The organism is Mycobacterium toneyamaense, from assembly GCF_055384815.1.
The window spans coordinates 2,124,665-2,144,733 of the sequence record NZ_AP040333.1; the positions used below are offsets into that span (position 1 = coordinate 2,124,665).

Annotated in this window: 17 protein-coding genes; 14 read left to right on the top strand and 3 right to left on the bottom strand. The window is 70.4% G+C overall.

Annotation, left to right across the window (positions count from 1 at the left end):
- From idsA2 to ACZ5IQ_RS10300, 3 genes are all read right to left on the bottom strand, one after another.
- Complete coding sequence (gene idsA2 / locus ACZ5IQ_RS10290) at window positions 1-1,059, bottom strand: bifunctional (2E,6E)-farnesyl/geranyl diphosphate synthase (RefSeq protein ID WP_464481452.1); 1,059 nt, start codon at window positions 1,057-1,059, stop codon at window positions 1-3.
- A 116-nt stretch (window positions 1,060-1,175) separates the two neighbouring features.
- On the bottom strand, window positions 1,176-1,802 hold the full coding sequence (locus ACZ5IQ_RS10295) for an LppM family (lipo)protein (RefSeq protein WP_166428073.1): 627 nt from the start codon (window positions 1,800-1,802) through the stop codon (window positions 1,176-1,178).
- Between the two features lie 90 nt (window positions 1,803-1,892).
- Window positions 1,893-2,486, bottom strand: a complete 594-nt coding sequence (locus ACZ5IQ_RS10300) for a GNAT family N-acetyltransferase (RefSeq protein ID WP_061010512.1) — start codon at window positions 2,484-2,486, stop codon at window positions 1,893-1,895.
- A 231-nt stretch (window positions 2,487-2,717) separates the two neighbouring features.
- Here ACZ5IQ_RS10300 and ACZ5IQ_RS10305 point away from each other — a divergent pair, with 231 nt between their 5' ends.
- The 14 genes from ACZ5IQ_RS10305 (at window position 2,718) to ftsZ (ending at window position 20,037) form a co-directional block, all read left to right on the top strand.
- On the top strand, window positions 2,718-3,110 hold the full coding sequence (locus tag ACZ5IQ_RS10305) for a DUF3040 domain-containing protein (RefSeq protein ID WP_061005655.1): 393 nt from the start codon (window positions 2,718-2,720) through the stop codon (window positions 3,108-3,110).
- A gap of 379 nt (window positions 3,111-3,489) precedes the next feature.
- The gene (gene mraZ / locus ACZ5IQ_RS10310; protein WP_061005656.1) at window positions 3,490-3,924 is read left to right on the top strand and encodes a division/cell wall cluster transcriptional repressor MraZ; all 435 of its coding nucleotides are present in this window, start codon (window positions 3,490-3,492) and stop codon (window positions 3,922-3,924) included.
- Complete coding sequence (gene rsmH / locus ACZ5IQ_RS10315; protein WP_204161161.1) at window positions 3,899-5,047, top strand: 16S rRNA (cytosine(1402)-N(4))-methyltransferase RsmH; 1,149 nt, start codon at window positions 3,899-3,901, stop codon at window positions 5,045-5,047. The genes mraZ and rsmH overlap by 26 nt, the downstream gene beginning before the upstream one ends.
- A complete protein-coding gene (ftsL, locus tag ACZ5IQ_RS10320) occupies window positions 5,047-6,213 on the top strand; it encodes a cell division protein FtsL (RefSeq protein ID WP_464481188.1) in 1,167 nt (388 codons plus the stop codon). Before rsmH ends, ftsL begins: the two co-directional genes overlap by 1 nt.
- A complete protein-coding gene (locus ACZ5IQ_RS10325) occupies window positions 6,210-8,153 on the top strand; it encodes a peptidoglycan D,D-transpeptidase FtsI family protein (protein WP_464481189.1) in 1,944 nt (647 codons plus the stop codon). The genes ftsL and ACZ5IQ_RS10325 overlap by 4 nt, the downstream gene beginning before the upstream one ends.
- Window positions 8,154-8,195: 42 nt before the next feature.
- A complete protein-coding gene (locus ACZ5IQ_RS10330; protein ID WP_464481190.1) occupies window positions 8,196-9,731 on the top strand; it encodes a UDP-N-acetylmuramoyl-L-alanyl-D-glutamate--2,6-diaminopimelate ligase in 1,536 nt (511 codons plus the stop codon).
- The gene (locus tag ACZ5IQ_RS10335; protein ID WP_464481191.1) at window positions 9,728-11,227 is read left to right on the top strand and encodes a UDP-N-acetylmuramoyl-tripeptide--D-alanyl-D-alanine ligase; all 1,500 of its coding nucleotides are present in this window, start codon (window positions 9,728-9,730) and stop codon (window positions 11,225-11,227) included. The genes ACZ5IQ_RS10330 and ACZ5IQ_RS10335 overlap by 4 nt, the downstream gene beginning before the upstream one ends.
- The gene (mraY, locus tag ACZ5IQ_RS10340; protein ID WP_464481192.1) at window positions 11,224-12,303 is read left to right on the top strand and encodes a phospho-N-acetylmuramoyl-pentapeptide-transferase; all 1,080 of its coding nucleotides are present in this window, start codon (window positions 11,224-11,226) and stop codon (window positions 12,301-12,303) included. The genes ACZ5IQ_RS10335 and mraY overlap by 4 nt, the downstream gene beginning before the upstream one ends.
- A gap of 69 nt (window positions 12,304-12,372) precedes the next feature.
- The gene (locus ACZ5IQ_RS10345) at window positions 12,373-13,038 is read left to right on the top strand and encodes a DUF5642 family protein (RefSeq protein WP_464481193.1); all 666 of its coding nucleotides are present in this window, start codon (window positions 12,373-12,375) and stop codon (window positions 13,036-13,038) included.
- Window positions 13,039-13,335: 297 nt separating this feature from the next.
- Window positions 13,336-15,060 carry a putative lipid II flippase FtsW gene (gene ftsW, locus ACZ5IQ_RS10350; protein ID WP_318985150.1) on the top strand — a complete coding sequence of 575 codons (1,725 nt, stop codon included), beginning with the start codon at window positions 13,336-13,338 and terminating at the stop codon, window positions 15,058-15,060.
- Window positions 15,057-16,220, top strand: a complete 1,164-nt coding sequence (gene murG, locus ACZ5IQ_RS10355; RefSeq protein WP_464481194.1) for an undecaprenyldiphospho-muramoylpentapeptide beta-N-acetylglucosaminyltransferase — start codon at window positions 15,057-15,059, stop codon at window positions 16,218-16,220. The genes ftsW and murG overlap by 4 nt, the downstream gene beginning before the upstream one ends.
- A 38-nt stretch (window positions 16,221-16,258) precedes the next feature.
- Window positions 16,259-17,668, top strand: coding sequence for a UDP-N-acetylmuramate--L-alanine ligase (murC, locus tag ACZ5IQ_RS10360; RefSeq protein WP_406784744.1), 1,410 nt, complete (start codon window positions 16,259-16,261; stop codon window positions 17,666-17,668).
- The gene (locus tag ACZ5IQ_RS10365; RefSeq protein ID WP_464481195.1) at window positions 17,665-18,645 is read left to right on the top strand and encodes a cell division protein FtsQ/DivIB; all 981 of its coding nucleotides are present in this window, start codon (window positions 17,665-17,667) and stop codon (window positions 18,643-18,645) included. Before murC ends, ACZ5IQ_RS10365 begins: the two co-directional genes overlap by 4 nt.
- A gap of 207 nt (window positions 18,646-18,852) precedes the next feature.
- On the top strand, window positions 18,853-20,037 hold the full coding sequence (ftsZ, locus tag ACZ5IQ_RS10370) for a cell division protein FtsZ (protein ID WP_061010527.1): 1,185 nt from the start codon (window positions 18,853-18,855) through the stop codon (window positions 20,035-20,037).
- The last annotated feature ends 32 nt before the right edge of the window (window positions 20,038-20,069 follow it).

Sequence of the window (20,069 nt, forward strand, 5' to 3'; positions counted from 1 at the left end):
CTACGCGGACCGGTTGGACGCCCGCCGGGCGAGTTCGGTGAGTCCGGCCTTGGCGCCGTTGTCGATGGGGGCCGCGGCGAGGGCGTCCAGTCCACGCTGGGTGAGCAGCGTGATGCGCTCCTCGACGGCGCTCAGTGCGCCGACGGCCTCGATCACGCCGCAGAGTTCGCCGACCTGGGCGTCGGTCAGATCCGTGCCGATCAGGTCGCGCAGCAGGGCCGCCGCGGCCGGGTCGGAGCTCTCGGCCAGTTCCACGGCCTCGGCCAGCAGCACGGTGCGCTTGCCCGAGCGCAGGTCGTCGCCCGACGGCTTGCCGGTGACGGCCGGGTCACCGAACACCCCGAGCACGTCGTCGCGCAGCTGGAATGCGATGCCGAGGTCGGTGCCGACCGCGTGGAAGATCTTCTGCACGTCGGGCCGGTCGGCGGCCGCTGCGGCGCCCAGCTGCAACGGCCGGGTGACGGTGTACGACGCGGTCTTGTAGAGGTTCACGTTCATGGCCGAGGCCACGGTGTCGGCGCCGCTGGATTCGGCGACGATGTCGAGGTACTGGCCGCCGAGGACCTCGGTGCGGATGTGCGCCCACACCTCGTTGACGCGCCGGCGGGCGTCGGCGGACAGGTCGGCGTTCGCGACGATGTCGTCCGCCCAGGACAGGGCCAGGTCGCCGAGCAGGATGGCCGCGGACAGCCCGAACTGCTCGGACGAACCGCGCCAGCCCTGCTGGCGGTGCCGCTCGGCGAACAGCCGGTGCACGGTGGGCAGGCCTCGGCGGGTCGCCGAACAGTCGATGACGTCGTCGTGCACCAGGGCGCAGGCCTGCAGCAGTTCCAATGCGGAGAACAGGCGCAGGACCGCCGGGTCGGCCGGGAGGCCGGGGTCGGGGGCGACGGCACGCCAGCCCCAGTACGCGAAGGCCGGGCGGACGCGCTTGCCGCCGCGCAGGACGAACTCTTCGAGTGCTCCGGTCACATCGGCGTAGGCGTCACCGATGTAGGCGCTGTCCCGCCGGCGTTCGGCGAGATAGTCGCGCAGTTGATCTGTGATGGCATTCGCCAGCTCGCCAGCCGACGGACCTGCGGCATCGACGCTCAGCGCGCGTCCCCTCTCCTGACCCCGAAATGGTGCATCCAGATTAGAGGGTGCCGAGTCGGCGGTCGGACACAGTGACGAAGTCACTCATCGGACACCGCGGCCAACTTGGGGGATCGGTCGCGGCTCCAGTAGGCGACGCCGCCGATCACGCCGGCGACCGCGAAGGCCAGGATGGCCATCCAGATGGCGGCCGTGGTGAAGGAGCGCGCGCTCGGGTCGGTGTAGCGGGCCTGGGCCTTCATGGTGGTCACGACGCCGGGCTTGAGCTTCCACTGGACGATGTCGCTGGCCACCCGCTCGCCGTTGGTCGACGTGACGTCGCCGGGGAACGCCACCGACAGCGTCACGTCGGAGTCCGGGTCGCTCAGCGTCGTCAGGTCGACGCGACCTTCGAGGATCACCAGGTCACCGGCGCGGCGCAGGGAGATGTCGGCACCGGCCGAGTCCCGGCTGAGGTTGGCCAGCTGCGGCACCTCGGAGAAGTTCAGGTCCGAGAACACCGCCTCGGAGCCGACGTAGTCGTCCTTGTGGTAGTCCGAGACCACCACCTTCTGGGCGAACGGCAGGTTGTTGGTCAGCTGAGGACCGTTGTCGTCCGCGTTCTTGGCCTTCGCGGCGGCCACGATCTGACCGGACACCCGGTCGTCGGGCGAGATGGTGAGCGAGGTGTGGACGCGCACGCAGCCGACGGCCAGGGGGAGCAGCATCAGAAACAGCAGCAAGGCGCGCAGGTGGCGGCGGCGGTTCACGCCGTTATCGTGCCAGATCGCGGCAGGGACAGCGGCACGCCGGATGGATCACAGTGGCAGGGCCCGGCCCAAAATGGCGAACGGCCGTGGATCACCCGGGAAGAAGTAGCTGCGCATGACGTCGTGGAAATCGAGCCGGCGGTACAGCTTCCAGGCCCGGTTGTCTTCGCCGGTGATCTCCGGCGTCGACAGCAGGACGTGGGATTCCGTGGCGCCGGCGAGCAGTCGGCGGGTGAGCGCCTCGCCGAGTCCCTGCCCCTGGGCCCGCGGGTGGATGTGCAGCTCGGTGAGTTCGAAGTATCCGTCCATCAACTGGCCGATGCGTTCGCTGGGGGTGCCGACGTGCCGCAGGCCCGTAGCGACCTGTTGGTACCACCACTGATCGGGCGCGCCGCGGTACCCGTAGGCGACCCCGAGCATGGGGGCGGACCGCAGGGCCGACTCCGGCTCTTCGTCGGCGGTGGGCACGTCGAACGCCGCGACTCCCGTCCAGCCTTCGCGGCGGGTGTGTTCCAGCCACATCGCGGCCCGCTGGCGTTCGGTGCCCCGCGGGTAGCGCATCGCGTCGACGTACACCGACAACGCGTCGTCGAGGCGGAGCTGCATGTCAGCCGGCGACAGATCGGTCAGGAGCGTCGCCACAGTGTGAGCCTTTCGGTGCCGCAGAGAAGTCTTGAGAGGTCGGTGGGAACGATTGTGTCGGGTTGCTGAACAGGCGCTGTCGCCCGGCCGACGTCCCAGTCTTACAATTCGGGAGTCTGAAGTATGTGGTACGTGTCTGTGTGACCTCGTATCATGACTGTTAGGTATCCGTGACCACGGGTGCAGACGTCAGGAGCCGCTGCGGGCAGCGGTGTGAGTTGGGAGGCGCGGATGCCACTCTCCGATCATGAGCAGCGCATGCTCGACCAGATCGAGAGTGCGCTGTACGCCGAGGACCCGAAGTTCGCTTCGAGCGTCCGGGGCGGCACGCTGCACGCGCCGTCGGCGCGACGGCGACTGCAAGGCGCGGGGCTGTTCGTCCTGGGTCTGGCGTTGCTGGTGCTGGGTGTGGCCTTTCGGATTCTGTGGATCAACCAGCTGCCGATCCTGAGCGTCATCGGTTTCGTGGTGATGTTTGCCGGTGCGGTTTTCGCCGTGACCGGGCCGCGCGTGCTCTCCAAGGAGAAGTCGGCGCCGTCGGGCGGCAAGTCCAAGCGGGCCCGGGCCGGCAACTCGTTCACCAACCGCATGGAAGACCGGTTCCGTCGCAGGTTCGACGACTAGACGCGCAGGCGTGACGCAGGGGTAGCCGATTCGGCTGCCCCTGTTTTTATTTGTTGACGCGCCCCGCGGCGGTGTGACGCGCGACACGCCGGGCTGGTAGCGAAATTTGCCGGCGGCGATGCACGCCGCGATTTTCCAGGGACTGTGCTCCGCGGTTCCCCACAGTGCCCCACCAAACTCCCACGGGCGCCTCAAGCTGCGATTTTGGCGCACATCCAGGCTCTTTGAGGCCGCCCTCCACCTCTGATTCGGCGTGATTGCTGCGTCGGGTGGGGCAGATAAGGCGATTTTTAGACTTGAGATGGAGAGAAGTGGGGGATTGTGGGGTAATGTGGCGGACATCGGAGAGACCGGACTCCGGAGTGGTGGGAGGTGCCTGATGTTCCTGGGTACCTACACGCCGAAGCTCGACGACAAGGGGCGACTCACGTTGCCCGCCAAGTTCCGCGATGCACTGGCAGGAGGGTTGATGGTCGCCAAAAGTCCAGATCACAGCCTCGCCGTGTACCCGAGGGCCGAGTTCGAAGAAGAGATCGCCCGCCGCGTGGCGAGCACTCCCCGGAACGATCCCGCCGCTCGTGCCGACCTGCGCGTTTTCGCAGCGGGCGCCGACGAGCAGCACCCAGACGCGCAGGGCCGCATCACGCTGTCCGCCGATCACCGTCGCTACGCGAGCCTGACCAAGGAGTGCGTCGTGATCGGTGCGGTGGATTACCTCGAAATCTGGGATGCCGCGGCCTGGCAGAACTACCAAGAAACTCACGAAGAGAACTTCTCCGCGGCAAGCGATGAAGCGCTCGGCAGCACCCTTTGACCTGCAGGCCCGTGCAGCGTGGCCTCTGCCCGAACCGGCCCTGGCGTACTTCCCCAACGTCAGGTTCGCGAACTCGGACAGAGACCTCGCTGCGGGGGCCGCACAAATCCACCAGCTGAAGCCTTTTGGGGGTGTTGCGTTGACCGATCGTCGTCCGCACATTCCGGTGCTGCTGGACCGCTGCGTCGAGCTGCTGGCCCCCGCGCTCACACGCAACAGCGCCGACGGTGCCGGCGCCGTCATGATCGACGCGACGCTGGGCGCCGGTGGCCACTCCGAAGCGTTCTTGACGCGGTTCCCCGCGGTGACGCTCATCGGCCTGGACCGCGACCAGACCGCGCTGCGGCTCGCGGGGGAGCGTCTCGCGCCTTTCGGTGACCGGGTGCACCTGGTGCACACCCCGTACGACGGCATCGACGAGGCACTGACCCAATCTGGTTACCGCCCAGGAGAATTGGATGCCATCCTGTTCGACCTCGGGGTGTCCTCGATGCAGCTCGACCAGGCGGAGCGCGGTTTCGCGTACGCGCAGGACGCGCCGCTGGACATGCGGATGGACCAGAGCTCGGGACTGACCGCGGCCGACATCCTGAACACCTACGACGCCAAGGCACTGACCCGCGTGCTGCGGGAGTACGGCGAGGAGAAGTTCGCGCCGAAGATCGCCCGGGCGATCGTCAGTGAGCGGGCCCGCCGCCCGTTCACGACGACGACCGAGCTGGTCGAGCTGCTCTACGCGGTGATCCCGGCGCCGGCCCGTCGTACCGGTGGGCATCCGGCCAAGCGGACGTTTCAGGCGCTGCGCACCGAGGTCAACGGGGAGCTGGACTGCCTGCGGGCGGCCATTCCCGCCGCGCTGGACGCACTGCGTCCCGGCGGCCGCATCGCCGTCGAGGCGTACCAGTCGCTGGAGGATCGAATCGTCAAGGGGTACTTCACCGATGCCATCGCATCGCGTACCCCGGAGGGCCTGCCCATGGAGCTGCCCGGCTACGAGCCGCTCTTCACCTCGCTGACCCGGGGCGCCGAGCGGGCCGATGAACACGAACTCGAATTGAATCCGCGTAGCGCGTCGGTTCGCCTGCGCGCTCTGGAAAAAGTTGTCACAAGGGGAGGTCTGTGATGGCAAAGCGGCCAGCACCGGTACGCGGCGGCAGTGCTCGACGGGACTCCGACCCCGATCCGCGCCGCCGTGCCACGCGTCGCGGTGCCGACGAAGCGGTGTCCCGTCGCGAGGGTGGCAAACGGGAAGCCAAGCGCGACAACAAGACTGACGCGCGCGTCAAGCGCGGTAAGCGCGACGTCCGGCCGCAGCGGTCCAAGCCCACCGGTGCCGGCCCACAGACCACGCCGTTCGCCCGGCCGACGGCGGCGCCGTCGCGACCCAAGAGCGCCTCACAGGCCAAGGCCCGCGCCAAGGCTCGGAAGGCCAAGGCGCCCAAGGTTGTTCGCACCCCGCTGCGGGAGCGGCTGCTCATCCGCATCGCCGAGATGGACCTCAACCCGCGGCATCTGATCGCGCGTGTGCCGTTCGTCGTGCTGATCATCGGGGCTCTGGGCATGGGCCTGGGTGTCACGTTGTGGCTGTCGACCTCCGCGGCCGAACGGTCGTACGAGCTGGGCCGCGCCAAAGAGATCAATCAGGCTCTGCAGCAGCAGAAAGAGGCGCTCGAGCGCGACGTGCTGGTCGCGCAGGCCGCGCCGGCCCTGGCCGATGCGGCGCGCAACCTCGGCATGATCCCGTCGCGCGACACCGCGCACCTGGTGCAGGACCCCACCGGCAACTGGCTGCTGGTCGGCAGCCCGAAGCCGGCGCAGGGAGTGCCGCCACCACCGCTGAACACGCCACTGCCCGAAGCGGCCCCGCCCGCCCCGCCTGCGGCCCCGCGCCCGGCCCCGGCTGCCGCGCCCGCCCCGCAGCCGGCACCTGCTGCCGCTCCCGTCCCCGCTCCGGCGGGTATGCCAGCTGTTCCGGCTCCCGCCGGTGTTCCGGTCCCGGGTGCCGCTCCGGCTCCCGCCGGTGTTCCGGCCCCGGCCGCCGCTCCGGCGCCCGTCGTGGTCGACCCGCGCGAGCAGGTCGTGCACGCTCCGGCGCCCGCGGCTCCGGCGCTCCCGGTGCCTGGGCAGGGCACGCTGCCCGGCCCGGCGTTGCAGCCTGAGGCCGCGCTGCCGGCGCCCGTCGCACAAGCCCCGGTCGCACAAGCCCCGGCTCAGGTCCCGGCCCCGGTCGCCCCGGCTCCCGTTCCGGTCCTGGCCCCGGCGCAGCCAGCCCCCGGTCTGCCCGCATGAGCGGCACGCGACCGCGCAAGACCGGTACCGCGCGGACGGGCGCGCCCCGCAAGCGGCCGGCCGCCAAACCGCGCCCCGCGCAACCGCATTCGGCGCACGACCGGCGGACCCGTGAGGCCGTCGTGCCCGAGGGCCGGACCGGCTCGTTCGGGTTCCGGCACAAGGCCGGCAACATTGTCATCGCGGTGGTGCTGCTGGCCGCGGCCGTCCAGCTGTTCTTCCTGCAGGGCCCGCGGGCGGCCGGTCTGCGCGCCGAGGCCGCCAGCCAGCTCAAGGTCACCGACGTGCAGAAGGCGGTGCGCGGCAGCATCGTCGACCGCAACAACGCCAAGCTGGCGTTCACCATCGAGGCCCGCGCACTGACGTTCCAGCCGAACCGGATCCGCCAGCAGCTGACCGAGGCCAAAGCCAAGACCCCGGCGGCGCCGGACCCCGACAAGCGGCTAAACGAGATCGCCGTCGGCGTGGCCGGCCTGCTGAACAACAAGCCCGATGCCGCGACCCTGGCCAAGAAGATCACCGGCCGCGACTCGTTCGTCTACCTGGCGCGGGCCGTCGACCCGGCGATCTCCGACGCCATCACCAAGAAGTACCCAGAGGTCGGCGCGGAGCGGCAGGACATCCGGCAGTACCCCGGTGGCTCGCTGGCCGCGAACGTCGTCGGCGACATCGGCTGGGACGGCCACGGCCTGCTCGGCCTCGAAGATTCCTTCGACGCAAAGCTTTCCGGCACCGACGGCTCGGTCACCTACGACCGCGGCTCGGACGGCGTGGTGATCCCCGGCAGCTACCGGGACCGGCACGATGCCATCAACGGCGCCACCATCCAGCTCACGCTCGACAACGACATCCAGTACTACGTCCAGCAGCAGGTGCAGCAGGCCAAGGACATGTCCGGCGCGCACGACGTGTCCGCGGTGGTCCTGGATTCGAAGACCGGCGAGATTCTCGCCATGACGAACGACAACACCTTCGATCCGGCCCAGGAGCTGAGCCGGCAGGACGACAAGCAGATGGGCAACCTGCCTGCGACGTCGCCGTTCGAGCCGGGCTCGGTGAACAAGATCGTCACCGCGGCGTCGGTCATCGAGTTCGGGCTGTCGAATCCCGATGAGGTGCTTCAAGTTCCGGGCAGCTACAACATGGGTGGTGTCACCATCCGCGACGCCTGGGGCCACGGCACCGACCCGTACACCACCACCGGCGTCTTCGGGAAGTCCTCGAACATCGGCACCCTGATGCTGGCCCAGCGGGTCGGCCCGGAGCGCTTCGCCGACATGCTGACGAAGTTCGGCCTCGGCCAGCGCACGGGTTCGGGCCTGCCCGGTGAGAGCGCGGGTCTGGTCCCGCCGATCGACCAGTGGTCGGGCAGCTCGTTCGCGAACCTGCCCATCGGACAGGGCCTTTCGATGACCCTGCTGCAGATGACCGGCATGTACCAGGCCATCGCCAACGACGGCCTGCGCATCCCGCCGCGCATCGTCAAGTCGATCGTCTCGGCCGACGGCACGCACCAGGACCAGGCGGCGCCCGAGGGCGTGCAGGTCGTGTCGCCGCAGACCGCGGCGACACTGCGCAACATGTTCCGCGCGACCCTCCAGCGTGACCCGCGCGGCACCCAGCAGGGCACCGGCTGGCCGGGCGCTGTCGAGGGCTATCAGATGGCCGGCAAGACCGGCACCGCCCAGCAGATCAACCCGGCGTGCGGCTGCTACTACGACGACGACCACTACTGGATCACCTTCGCCGGCATGGCGCCGTCGGACGACCCGCGCTACGTCGTCGGGATCATGGCCAACAACCCGCAGCGCAACGCCGACGGCACACCGGGCCACTCGATGGCGCAGCTGTTCCACAACATCGCGGCCTGGCTGATGCAGCGGGAGAACGTGCCGCTGTCGCCGGACCCCGGTCCGCCGCTGGTCCTGCAGGCCACCTGACGGGCGGGGCGCCCGTCACCGGCCCGGTACTGTGTCATGGCCATGTCTTCGCCTACCTTGCGCCCCGCTGACCCTGTCGGGGCCGCGCTGGGCTCGTTGGCCGACCACGTCGTCGCCGCGCTGCCGTCCGAGTCCCAGGCCGGTGAGCTGCGTGTCACCGGTGTCACGCTGAGCAGTCGCGACGTCGTCGCCGGTGATCTGTTCGCGGCGCTGCCGGGCTCGGCCGCCCACGGCGCGCGGTTCGCCGCCGACGCCGTCGCGGCCGGCGCCGCCGCGGTGCTGACCGACCCGGAGGGCCGGGAGCTTCTCGACGTGGATGTGCCCGTCCTCGTGCACCCCGACCCGCGGGCGGTCCTGGGCGAAGTCGCCGCCGAAATCTACGGCCGCCCCTCGGAGCGGCTGCGCGTCATCGGCATCACCGGGACGTCCGGCAAGACCACGACCACCTATCTGGTGGAGGCGGGGCTGCGCGCCGCGGGACGGGTGGCCGGGCTCATCGGCACCGTCGGCATCCGGATCGACGGGCGCGACCTGCCGAGCTCCCTGACCACCCCCGAAGCGCCGGCGCTGCAGGCGCTGCTGGCCACCATGGTCGAACGCGGTGTCGACACCGTCGTCATGGAGGTGTCGAGCCACGCGCTGTCGCTGGGCCGGGTGGACGCGCTGCGCTTCGCCGCCGGCGGTTTCACCAACCTGTCGCGCGACCACCTCGATTTCCACCCCACCATGGACGACTACCTGGACGCCAAAGCCCGGCTGTTCCAACCTGATTCGCCCACCCATGCCGAAGTGTCGGTCGTCTGCGTGGACGACGACTGGGGCCGCAAGATGGCGGCGCGGGCCGCCGATCCGGTGACCGTCAGCACCACCGGCGACGCCGACTGGACCGTCACCGACATCGATGCGGACCGCGGCGGCCAGCAGTTCACCGCCGTCGGGCCCGACGGCGCCCGGCACGCGCTGCGGATCGGCCTGCCCGGCGGCTACAACGTCGCCAACGCGCTGCTGGCGGTGGCACTGCTCGACGCCGTCGGCGTCACACCGGAGCAGGCGGCACCCGGTCTGGCGACCGCCACCGTGCCCGGCCGCCTGCAGCCCATCGACCGCGGGCAGGACTTCCTGGCCCTCGTCGACTACGCGCACAAGCCCGGCGCCCTGGAGGCGGTGCTGCAGACGCTGCGCCCGCAGACCCAGGGCCGGCTGGCCGTGGTGTTCGGCGCCGGCGGCAACCGGGACGCCGGAAAGCGCGAACCGATGGGACGCATCGCCGCGGAACTCGCCGACCTGGTCGTGATCACCGACGACAACCCGCGTGACGAGGATCCCGACCTCATCCGGGCCACCATCGCCGCGGGCGCCGCCGACGGTTCGGCCGAGGTGGTGGTGATCGGTGACCGCCGGGCCGCCATCGACCACGCCGTCGCCTGGGCGCGTGCGGGCGACACCGTCCTGGTGGCGGGCAAGGGCCACGAGTCTGGCCAGACCCGCGCCGGCCAGACCCGGCCCTTCGATGATCGTGATGAGTTGGCCGCCTCGCTCGATGCGGCGGCCGGGAAAGCTGGGGAGTCACCCGCATGATCGACCTGACCCTGGCAGAGATCGCCGACATCGTCGGCGGCGAACTGTCCGACATCACGCCGGAGGCTGCCGCCGCCACGCGTGTGACGGGCACCGTCGAATTCGACTCGCGGGCCGTCACCGCAGGCGGGCTGTTCCTGGCGTTGCCGGGCGCCCGGACCGACGGACATGACTTCGCCGCGGGTGCGGTGGCGGCAGGTGCCGTCGCGGTGCTGGCGGCCCGGCCGGTCGGCGTGCCGGCCATCGTCGTGAAACCGGTTGCCGGACAGGTCGATTCGGCGTCGGGCGCGCTGGAGCACGACACCGACGGCTCGGGTGCCGCAGTGCTGGCGGCACTGGGCAAGCTGGCCCGCGCCGTGGCCGACCGGCTGGCCGCCGGGGGTCTGCGGATCATCGGCGTCACCGGCTCGTCGGGCAAGACGTCGACCAAGGACCTGCTGGCCGCGGTACTGGCGCCGCTGGGTGAGGTGATCGCGCCGCCCGGCTCGTTCAACAACGAGCTCGGCCATCCGTGGACCGTGCTGCGCGCCACCGGCGACACCGACTTCCTGGTGCTCGAGATGTCCGCGCGGCACCCCGGCAACATCGCCGCGCTCGCCGAGATCGCGCCGCCGTCGATCGGTGTGGTGCTCAACGTCGGCACCGCGCATCTCGGCGAATTCGGCTCACGCGACGTCATCGCCGCGACGAAATCCGAACTGCCGCAGGCTGTCCCGGCATCCGGTGTCGTCATCCTCAATGCCGACGACGGTGCCGTCGCCGCCATGGCGGACATCACCCGGGCCCGGGTCGTGCGGGTATCCCGCTCGCCGGGCGCAGACCTGTGGGCCGGTGACGTCACCCTCGACGAGTTGGCCCGCCCGCGGTTCACCCTGCACGCGGGGGAGCAGCAGGTTGACGTCGCGCTGGCCGTGCACGGCGACCATCAGGTGTCCAACGCGCTCAGCGCCGCCGCCGTCGCGCTGGAATGTGGCGCGACGCTGCCGCAGGTGGCCGAGGCACTCGCCGGCGCCGGCCCCGTCTCGAAGCACCGCATGCAGGTCACCACCCGGGCCGACGGCGTGGTCGTGGTGAACGACGCCTACAACGCCAACCCCGACTCGATGCGGGCGGGTCTCAAAGCACTGGCCTGGATGGCCAAGTCGGCGCGTGCCGAATCCGGCGCGCCGGTGCGTAGCTGGGCGGTACTCGGCGAGATGGCCGAACTGGGTGACGACGCGATTGCCGAACATGACAGCATCGGTCGACTGGCCGTGCGTTTAGATGTGTCACGACTGGTCGTCGTCGGAACCGGGAGGACTATGGGCGCCATGCAACACGGCGCGGTGATGGAAGGTTCGTGGGGCAGCGAGGTATCGCCCGTCCCCGATGCCGAAGCCGCGCTTGATTTGCTGCGCGCCGAGCTGGAGCCCGGCGACGTCGTGCTGGTCAAGGCCTCGAACTCCGCGGGGCTCGGCGCGCTGGCCGAGGAGCTGGCGCGGGAGGGGCAAGCATGATCCAGATCCTGTTCGCCGTCGGTATCGCGCTCGCGGTGTCGATCGTGCTGACGCCCGTGCTGATCCGGCTGTTCACCCGCCGCGGCTTCGGTCACGAGATCCGCGAGGACGGTCCGGCCAGCCACCAGAAGAAGCGCGGGACGCCGTCGATGGGTGGCGTCGCGATCATCGCCGGCATCTGGTGCGGGTATCTCGGTACCCACCTCGTCGGCTTGCTCGTCGACGGCGAGGGGCCGTCGGCCTCGGGCCTGCTCGTGCTCGGTCTGGCCACGTCGCTGGGTGCCGTCGGCTTCATCGACGACCTGATCAAGCTTCGCCGGGCCCGCAACCTGGGTCTGAACAAGACCGCCAAGACCGTCGGCCAGCTGGTGTCGGCCGTGCTGTTCGGTGTGCTGGTGCTGCAGTTCCGCAACGGCTACGGGCTGACGCCGGCCAGCGCCGGCCTGTCCTACGTGCGCGAGATCGCGACCGTCACCCTGGGCCCGCTGCTGTTCGTGCTGTTCATCGTGGTCCTGGTCAGCGCGTGGTCCAACGCCGTCAACTTCACCGACGGTCTGGACGGGCTGGCGGCCGGCGCCATGGCGATGGTCAGCGCGGCGTATGTGCTGATCACGTTCTGGCAGTACCGCAACGCGTGCGCCACCAGCCCTGGACCGGGCTGCTACAACGTCCGTGACCCGCTGGACCTGGCGCTGGTCGCGGCCGCGACGGCGGGCGCATGCATCGGCTTCCTGTGGTGGAACGCCGCGCCGGCGAAGATCTTCATGGGCGACACCGGCTCCCTGGCGCTGGGCGGCATCATCGCCGGCCTGTCGGTGACCAGCCGGACCGAGACGCTGGCCATCGTGCTCGGCGCCCTGTTCGTCGCCGAGGTGACCTCGGTCGTGGTCCAGATCCTGGCCTTCCGCACCACGGGGCGGCGGGTGTTCCGCATGGCGCCGTTCCATCATCATTTCGAGCTGGCCGGCTGGGCCGAGACCACGGTGATCATCAGGTTCTGGTTGCTCACCGCCATCGCTTGCGGGCTCGGGGTGGCGCTGTTCTACAGCGAATGGCTGTCGGCGGGCGGCCGCTAGACACGCGGCTCCCAGCCGACATTCAGCATTTGCGCGGTGGTGCCCGAGGCCGCTGTTAGGGTTCGCGCCATGAGTGTCGAGAAATACCTGGTCGGGCCGGTTGTCGTGCTGGCGGGCGCGGCGCTGATCGCCGGTTGCGGCGGTTCGGACGGCAAGTCCGGGAACGGTGGCCAGGCCGCGGCGAAGTACGACATCTCCAAGGTCGGCAGCGCCAAGAGCAGCCTGCCGCCGGGTTACGACCCGATGGATCTGGAGGCCGACACCGTCACGCAGGAGAAGCTGGACGCACCTGGTGTCGGGGCGCTCACCACCACGCCGCCGTCGATCGTCACTCCCGCCGAGTGCGCGTCGCTGCTCAAGCCGCTCGCGCCAGCCGGCGTCGGCGCCAAGACCGCGGGCTTCATCGGCAGCAACCAGGAGGGCCACACCGTCATCGTGATGGCGGCGGAGGCGGCCGGCACCGTCGGCGAACTCGGCCACGCGGGCTGCGATCAGTTCACCGTCGACTCGACCGACGGCGTCACCGCAACGGTCGACCGCGTTCCCGGCCCCGACATCGCGGGCGCCAAGACCATGGGCGTACAGGCGCACATCGCCGCCAATGGCAAGGTCATCGAGGAAACCACCTACACCGCCGTCCTGGGCGACAAGACGGTGGCCGTCGTCCAGGCCGACGTCGATCCGCAGGTCGCCAAGGAGTTGCTCGTCAAGGCCGTCGCGGCGATCAAGAGCTGATTTCTCTCCGACGCCGCGGCCGCCGCGAATGTGACCAGGTGGCGGCAGAACGCGCCGAATCTCGCCGTGACGTTGCATTCGTGGCGGCGGGCCGCTGACCGTGCGGCCGCGGCGCAGTGTCAAGGAGCCACGGCGGCCTCGCGGGCCGTGTGATGAGGGACTCCTGGCAAATCGCCCCATTCCGGCGACACGCGCCGGATGTGCCACGCCCTGCGGGTGCGACAGGGGAGGATTTTGGGATGCAAGGGACAGTTGTGGTTTCTGTGACCAATGTGAACGACGAGGTCGGGTAGTCACATGCCGGACATCCTTGCAAAGCTGCGCCGGGGCAAAGCCGGCCCGGAAACTCCGCAGGCCCCGGACGAGAAGAACCCGAGCGCCTCCGACGCCGGCGGCAAAGACGCGGGCAAAGACGCGGCCGCGGAGTCGACGGCGAAGGCCGCTCAACCCAAGCGACAGGGCCCCCGGGCCCGGTTCGGGGCCTGGCTGAGTCGGCCGATGACGTCGTTCCACCTGGTCATCGCCTGTGCGGCACTGCTGATCACCCTGGGCCTGACCATGGTGCTCTCGGCCTCGGGCGTGCATTCGTACGACGAGGACGGCTCGCCCTGGACGATCTTCGCCAAGCAGGTGCTCTGGACCGTCATCGGCCTCATCGCGTTCTACGTCGCGCTGCGGTTGCCTATCGCGTTCATGCGCCGGATGGCGCTGCCAGCGTTCATTGTCAGCCTCGTGCTGATCGCCCTGGTGCTGATCCCGGGCATCGGCCACCTGTCCAACGGCGCCCGCGGCTGGTTCGTCGTCGCCGGTTTCTCGATGCAGCCGTCCGAGCTGACCAAGATCGCCTTCGCGATCTGGGGTTCGCACCTGCTGGCGACCCGCCGCATGCAGCACGCCGGCTGGAAAGAACTGCTGTTCCCGCTGGTGCCCGCGGCGGTGCTGGCGCTGGGCCTGATCGTGGCCGAGCCCGACCTCGGGCAGACGGTGTCGGTGAGCATCGTCCTGCTCGGCCTGCTCTGGTACGCCGGTCTGTCACTGCGGATCTTCCTGAGCTCCCTGGTCCTGTGCATCGGTGCGGCCGCGATCATGGCGGTCTCGGCCGGCTACCGCTCCGACCGCGTGCGGGCGTGGCTGGACCCCGACTCCGACCTGCAGGGCATCGGTTATCAGTCGCGGCAGGCCAAGTACGCGCTGGCCAACGGCGGCATGTTCGGCGACGGGCTCGGCCAGGGCACCGCGAAGTTCAACTACCTGCCCAACGCGCACAACGACTTCATCTTCGCCATCATCGGCGAGGAACTCGGCTTCATCGGCGCCGCGGGCCTGCTGGCGCTGTTCGGCCTGTTCGCCTACACCGGCATGCGTATCGCCCGCCGGTCGGTCGACCCGTTCCTGCGGCTGCTGACCGCCACCACCACGCTGTGGGTGGTCGGCCAGGTGTTCATCAACGTCGGCTACGTGCTCGGCCTGCTGCCGGTCACGGGTATCCAGCTGCCGCTCATCTCCGCCGGTGGAACGGCAACGGCCACAACGCTTCTGCTGATCGGGCTGATCGCCAATGCGGCGCGCCACGAGCCTGAGGCGGTGGCCGCACTGCGCGCCGGCCGCGACGACCGGATGAACCGGATCCTGCGGTTGCCGCCGCCCGTGCCGTATTCGCCGACCACGCTGGACTCGGCCCGGGACCGGCTGCGTGGCCGCGGCGACAAGCCGGTCCGCAAGCCTGCCGCCCGGCAGGCCAAACCCACCAAGCCGGCAAAGCCCACCAGGGCTGCCCGCCCCACCCGCCAGGCCACCCGGCAGGAGCCGCCGGGCCGGCAGCGCCGGACCGACGCCCCGCGGCGCACGCGACGCACCGAGGAACCGGACCGGCGCTCGGACCGCGCCCGCCGAAACCCCGTACCGGCCGACGGTGCCGGACGGCGTGCAAGGCAAAATGGTGACCTCAAGGGTCAACAAAGACGTGACCCGCGCCGGTCGGACCCACGGGTCCGCACATTGGAAGGTCAGCGGTACGGGTGAGTGTGAGTTCGGGCCGGAGCGACGGGGGAGGCCCCCGCATCTCGGTGGTTCTGGCCGGAGGCGGCACCGCAGGTCACATCGAACCCGCGATGGCGGTCGCCGACGCACTGGTGGCGCTGCGGCCCGACGTCCGGATCACCGCCCTCGGCACGGCCCGCGGGCTGGAGACCCGGCTGGTGCCCGAACGTGGCTACGACCTCGAGCTGATCACGCCGGTTCCGTTGCCGCGCAAGCCTTCTGCCGACCTGGCACGGCTGCCGCTGCGGGTCCGGGCCGCGGTGCGTGAGACCCGCGACGTGCTCGACGCCGTCCACGCCGACGTCGTCGTGGGATTCGGCGGCTACGTCTCGCTGCCGGCCTACCTCGCCGCCCGCGGTGGGGGACTGCGCCGGCGCCGTACCGTCCCGGTCGTGGTGCACGAGGCCAACGCCAGCGCGGGCTGGGCCAACAAGGTCGGCGCCCGCTCGGCGCGCCGGGTGCTGGCCGCGGTACCGGATTCGGGTCTCAAGGGCGGCGAGGTCGTCGGAATCCCGGTTCGCGAGTCCATCACCTCGCTCGACCGGGCCGCGCTGCGCGCGCAGGCCCGCGAGTTCTTCGGTTTCGCCGACGACGCCCGCGTGCTGCTGGTTTTCGGCGGCTCCCAAGGCGCGCAGTCGCTCAACCGCGCCGTTTCCGGTGCGGCGAAAAGCCTCGCCGCGCAAGGTGTTTCGGTCCTGCACGCCTACGGCCGCAAGAACACCCTCGAGCTGCCGGAGCCGGCGCCGGGCGCCCCGCCGTATGTCGGGGTGCCGTACCTCGACCGCATGGATTTGGCTTATGCGGCTGCCGATCTGGCGATCTGCCGGTCCGGCGCCATGACCGTCGCCGAGGTCAGCGCCGTCGGTCTGCCCGCGGTCTACGTGCCGCTGCCGATCGGCAACGGCGAGCAACGACTCAACGCACTCCCGGTGGTCGACGCCGGCGGCGGCCTGCTGGTCGACGACGCCGAGCTGACCCCGGACTTCGTCACCGAACGGATCGGAAACTTGATGCGCGACACCGCCGCACTGGATCAGATGACGACGGCGGCCGCGCTGGCCGGCCACCGCGACGCGGCCCGGAGGGTGGCGCAGATCGCCCTGGAAGTCGCGGGCGTCGCGGCCGGATCGGATGCCCGGTGACGGCGCGGGAGCTGCCACCCGAGCTCGCCCGGGTGCACATGGTCGGTATCGGCGGTGCCGGGATGTCCGGCATCGCCCGGATTCTGCTGGACCGCGGCGGCCAGGTGTCCGGTTCGGACGCCAAGGAATCCCGTGGTGTCGCGGCGCTGCGGGCCCGCGGGGCCGAAATCCGGATCGGGCACGACGCGTCGTCGCTGGACATGCTGCCGGGTGGTCCGACCGTCGTGGTCAGCACGCACGCCGCCATCCCCAAGGACAATCCTGAGCTGGTGGAGGCCCACCGGCGCGGCATCCCGGTGATCATGCGCCCGGTCGTGCTCGCCAAGCTGATGGACGGCTACCGCTCGGTGCTGGTGACCGGCACGCACGGCAAGACCACGACGACGTCGATGGTGATTGTGGCGTTGCAGCACAATGGTTTTGACCCATCGTTCGCCGTCGGCGGCGACCTGGGCGAGGCCGGCACCAACGCGCACCACGGCAGCGGCGACTGTTTTGTCGCCGAGGCCGACGAGAGCGACGGCTCGCTGCTCGAGTACACGCCCGACGTGGCGGTGGTGACCAACATCGAGGCCGACCACCTGGACCACTTCGGCAGCGTCGAGGCCTACACCGCGGTGTTCGACGACTTCGTGGCCCGGCTGCGTCCCGGTGGCGCGCTGGTGGTGTGCGCCGACGACCCGGGCGCCGAGGCGCTGGCCCAGCGGTCGGCGGAGCGCGGCGTTCGTGTGCTGCGGTACGGCATGGGCAGTGCACAGCGCACGGATCTGGAAGCGACGCTGCTGACCTGGCAGCAGCAGGGCACCGGCGGCGTGGCGGCCATCCAACTCGCGGGCGAGCCGCACCGCCGGGGCATGCGGCTGTCGGTGCCGGGCAAGCACATGGCGCTCAACGCGCTGGCCGCGCTGCTGGCGGCCCGCGAGGTCGGTGCGGATCCGGAGGCCGTGCTCGACGGTCTCACCGGGTTCGAAGGTGTGCGGCGCCGCTTCGAGGCGGTCGGAACCGCTTACGGCGTCCGGGTTTTCGACGACTACGCGCACCATCCCACCGAGGTCCGGGCGACGCTCGAGGCGTTGCGGGCAGTGGCCGGCACGTCGCGCTCCATCGTGGTGTTCCAGCCCCACCTGTATTCGCGCACACAGACTTTCGCGAAGGAGTTCGGCCAGGCGCTGGATCGTGCCGACGAGGTGTTCGTCCTCGACGTGTATGCCGCGCGGGAGGCCCCGCTGGCCGGCGTCAGCGGCGCGAGCATCGTCGAACACGTTTCGGCCCCGGTGCATTACGTGCCGGACTTCTCCGCGGTCGCCGAGCAGGTGGCGGCCAAGGCCGGTCCCGGTGACGTCATCGTCACCATGGGCGCCGGCGACGTCACGCTGCTGGGCCGCGAGATCCTGACCGCACTCGAGATCAAGGCGAACCGCGCAGCTCCGGGACGGCCCACGCCGTGACCGTGGAGGACGGCTCGGGGGAGCCGGCTGCCGAACCTGTTGCGGCGCAGGACGATACCGTGCCGGGCGAGGTGGCGGCGGAGGTGGCGCCGGACGCGGCGGCAGAAGCGCCCGCGGACGAGGCGGCGCCGGACGCCGCGTCGGCCGATCCCGCATCACCCGACTACGAGGGGCCGCGTCGCCGGGCCCGGCGCGAGCGGGAGGAACGCCGGATCGCGCTGGAGCGGGCCAGGGCTTTGGAGCAGGCGCGTCAGGAGGCGCGGCGCCGCGCGGCAGGCCTGTCCGAGCAGCCCAAGGCACCCACACGGGGCGTCATCCGCGGTCTGAAGATGTTGCTGTGGTCGGCGGTGACGGCCGTCGTCGCCGTCGCACTGGGTCTGGTGCTGTACTTCACGCCGATCATGGCGGTCCGCCACACCGTGGTCACCGGTCTGGGCACCCTGACCGAGGACCAGGTGACGGCGGCGGCCGCGGTCAAGCCGGAGACGCCGCTGCTGCAGGTCAACACCGACGCGGTGGCCGAGCGGGTTGCCACGATCCGGCGGGTGGCAAGTGCCCGGGTGCAGCGCGAGTACCCGTCGACCCTGCGCATCACGGTGCTGGAGCGGGTTCCGGTGGCGGCCAAGGAGTACCCGGACGGTCCGCACCTGTTCGACCGCGACGGGGTTGATTTCGCGACGGAGCCCCCGCCGCCGGGCCTGCCGTACCTGGATGCCGACAATCCCGGCCCCAAGGACCCGGCGACGCTGGCGGCCCTCGAGGTCCTGCTGTCGCTGCGTCCCGAGGTGTTCAGCCAGGTCGCGCGCGTCGGGGCGCCGTCGGTCGCCGGTGTCACGCTGACGTTGAACGACGGTCGCGAGGTCATCTGGGGGACCACCGACCGCACCGAGGAGAAGGCGCTCAAGCTGGGCGCGCTGCTCACGCAGCCGGGCCATACCTATGACGTGTCCAGTCCCGACCTGCCGACTGTGAAGTAGCTCATCGACTTCCCGTCGCTGAGCTCGCCCAGGCCAAGAAAAATCACGTGAACTCTCGGCGCGCCTGCACGGCTGCGGCGTGGCCGCGCCCTACCGTTCTGTTTGCGCGGAACAACTTGACATAACTCTAACCCTATGGTTGAGGTTTAGGGTTTTGATTCGAGAAGTTTTGCTCAGGACAAACCGAGCCAGGGAGGAAGACGTCAGATGACACCCCCGCATAACTACCTCGCCGTCATCAAGGTGATCGGTGTCGGCGGCGGCGGCGTCAACGCCGTCAACCGCATGATCGAACAGGGCCTTCGCGGCGTCGAGTTCATCGCGATCAACACCGACGCGCAGGCGCTGCTGCTCAGTGAGGCGGACGTCAAGCTCGACGTCGGCCGCGACTCGACGCGTGGCCTGGGTGCCGGCGCCGACCCCGAGGTCGGGCGCAAGGCCGCCGAGGACGCCAAGGACGAGATCGAGGAGCTGCTGCGCGGCGCCGACATGGTGTTCGTCACCGCCGGTGAGGGCGGTGGCACCGGTACCGGTGGCGCGCCCGTCGTCGCCGGCATCGCCCGCAAGCTCGGCGCGCTGACCGTCGGTGTCGTGACCCGCCCGTTCTCCTTCGAGGGCAAGCGCCGCTCGAACCAGGCCGAGCTGGGCATCCAGGCGCTGCGCGAGAGCTGCGACACCCTGATCGTCATCCCCAACGACCGCCTGCTGCAGATGGGCGACGCCGCCGTCTCGCTGATGGACGCGTTCCGCAGCGCCGACGAGGTGCTGCTCAACGGTGTGCAGGGCATCACGGACCTGATCACGACCCCGGGTCTGATCAACGTCGACTTCGCCGACGTCAAGGGCGTCATGAGCAGCGCCGGCACGGCGTTGATGGGCATCGGTTCGGCCCGCGGCGACGGTCGCGCGCTCAAGGCCGCCGAGATCGCCATCAACTCGCCGCTGCTCGAGGCCTCGATGGACGGCGCGCAGGGCGTGCTGATGTCGGTGGCCGGTGGCAGTGACCTGGGTCTGTTCGAGATCAACGAGGCCGCGTCGCTGGTGCAGGATGCCGCCCACCCCGAGGCCAACATCATCTTCGGAACCGTCATCGACGATTCGCTGGGTGACGAGGTTCGCGTCACGGTCATCGCGGCCGGGTTCGACACCGCCGGCCAGAGCCGCAAGCCCGTCACCTCGGCGGTGCCGGGCGCGACGGCGTCGGCGACGCCGGCTGCCGGCGGCGGCGCGCACCGGGCGCAGACCTTCGGGGCGGCGAGCGCGGGCAAGCTCGGTGCCTTCAACGCCGACCCGGGCAGTGTGCCGGCGGCGACCAATGGTGTGACGGTGAGCGTCGGCGGCCGTGGCGACGACGATGACGACGTCGACGTGCCGCCGTTCATGAAGCACTGACGATGACCGAGTGGCGCGGGCACACCGGATTA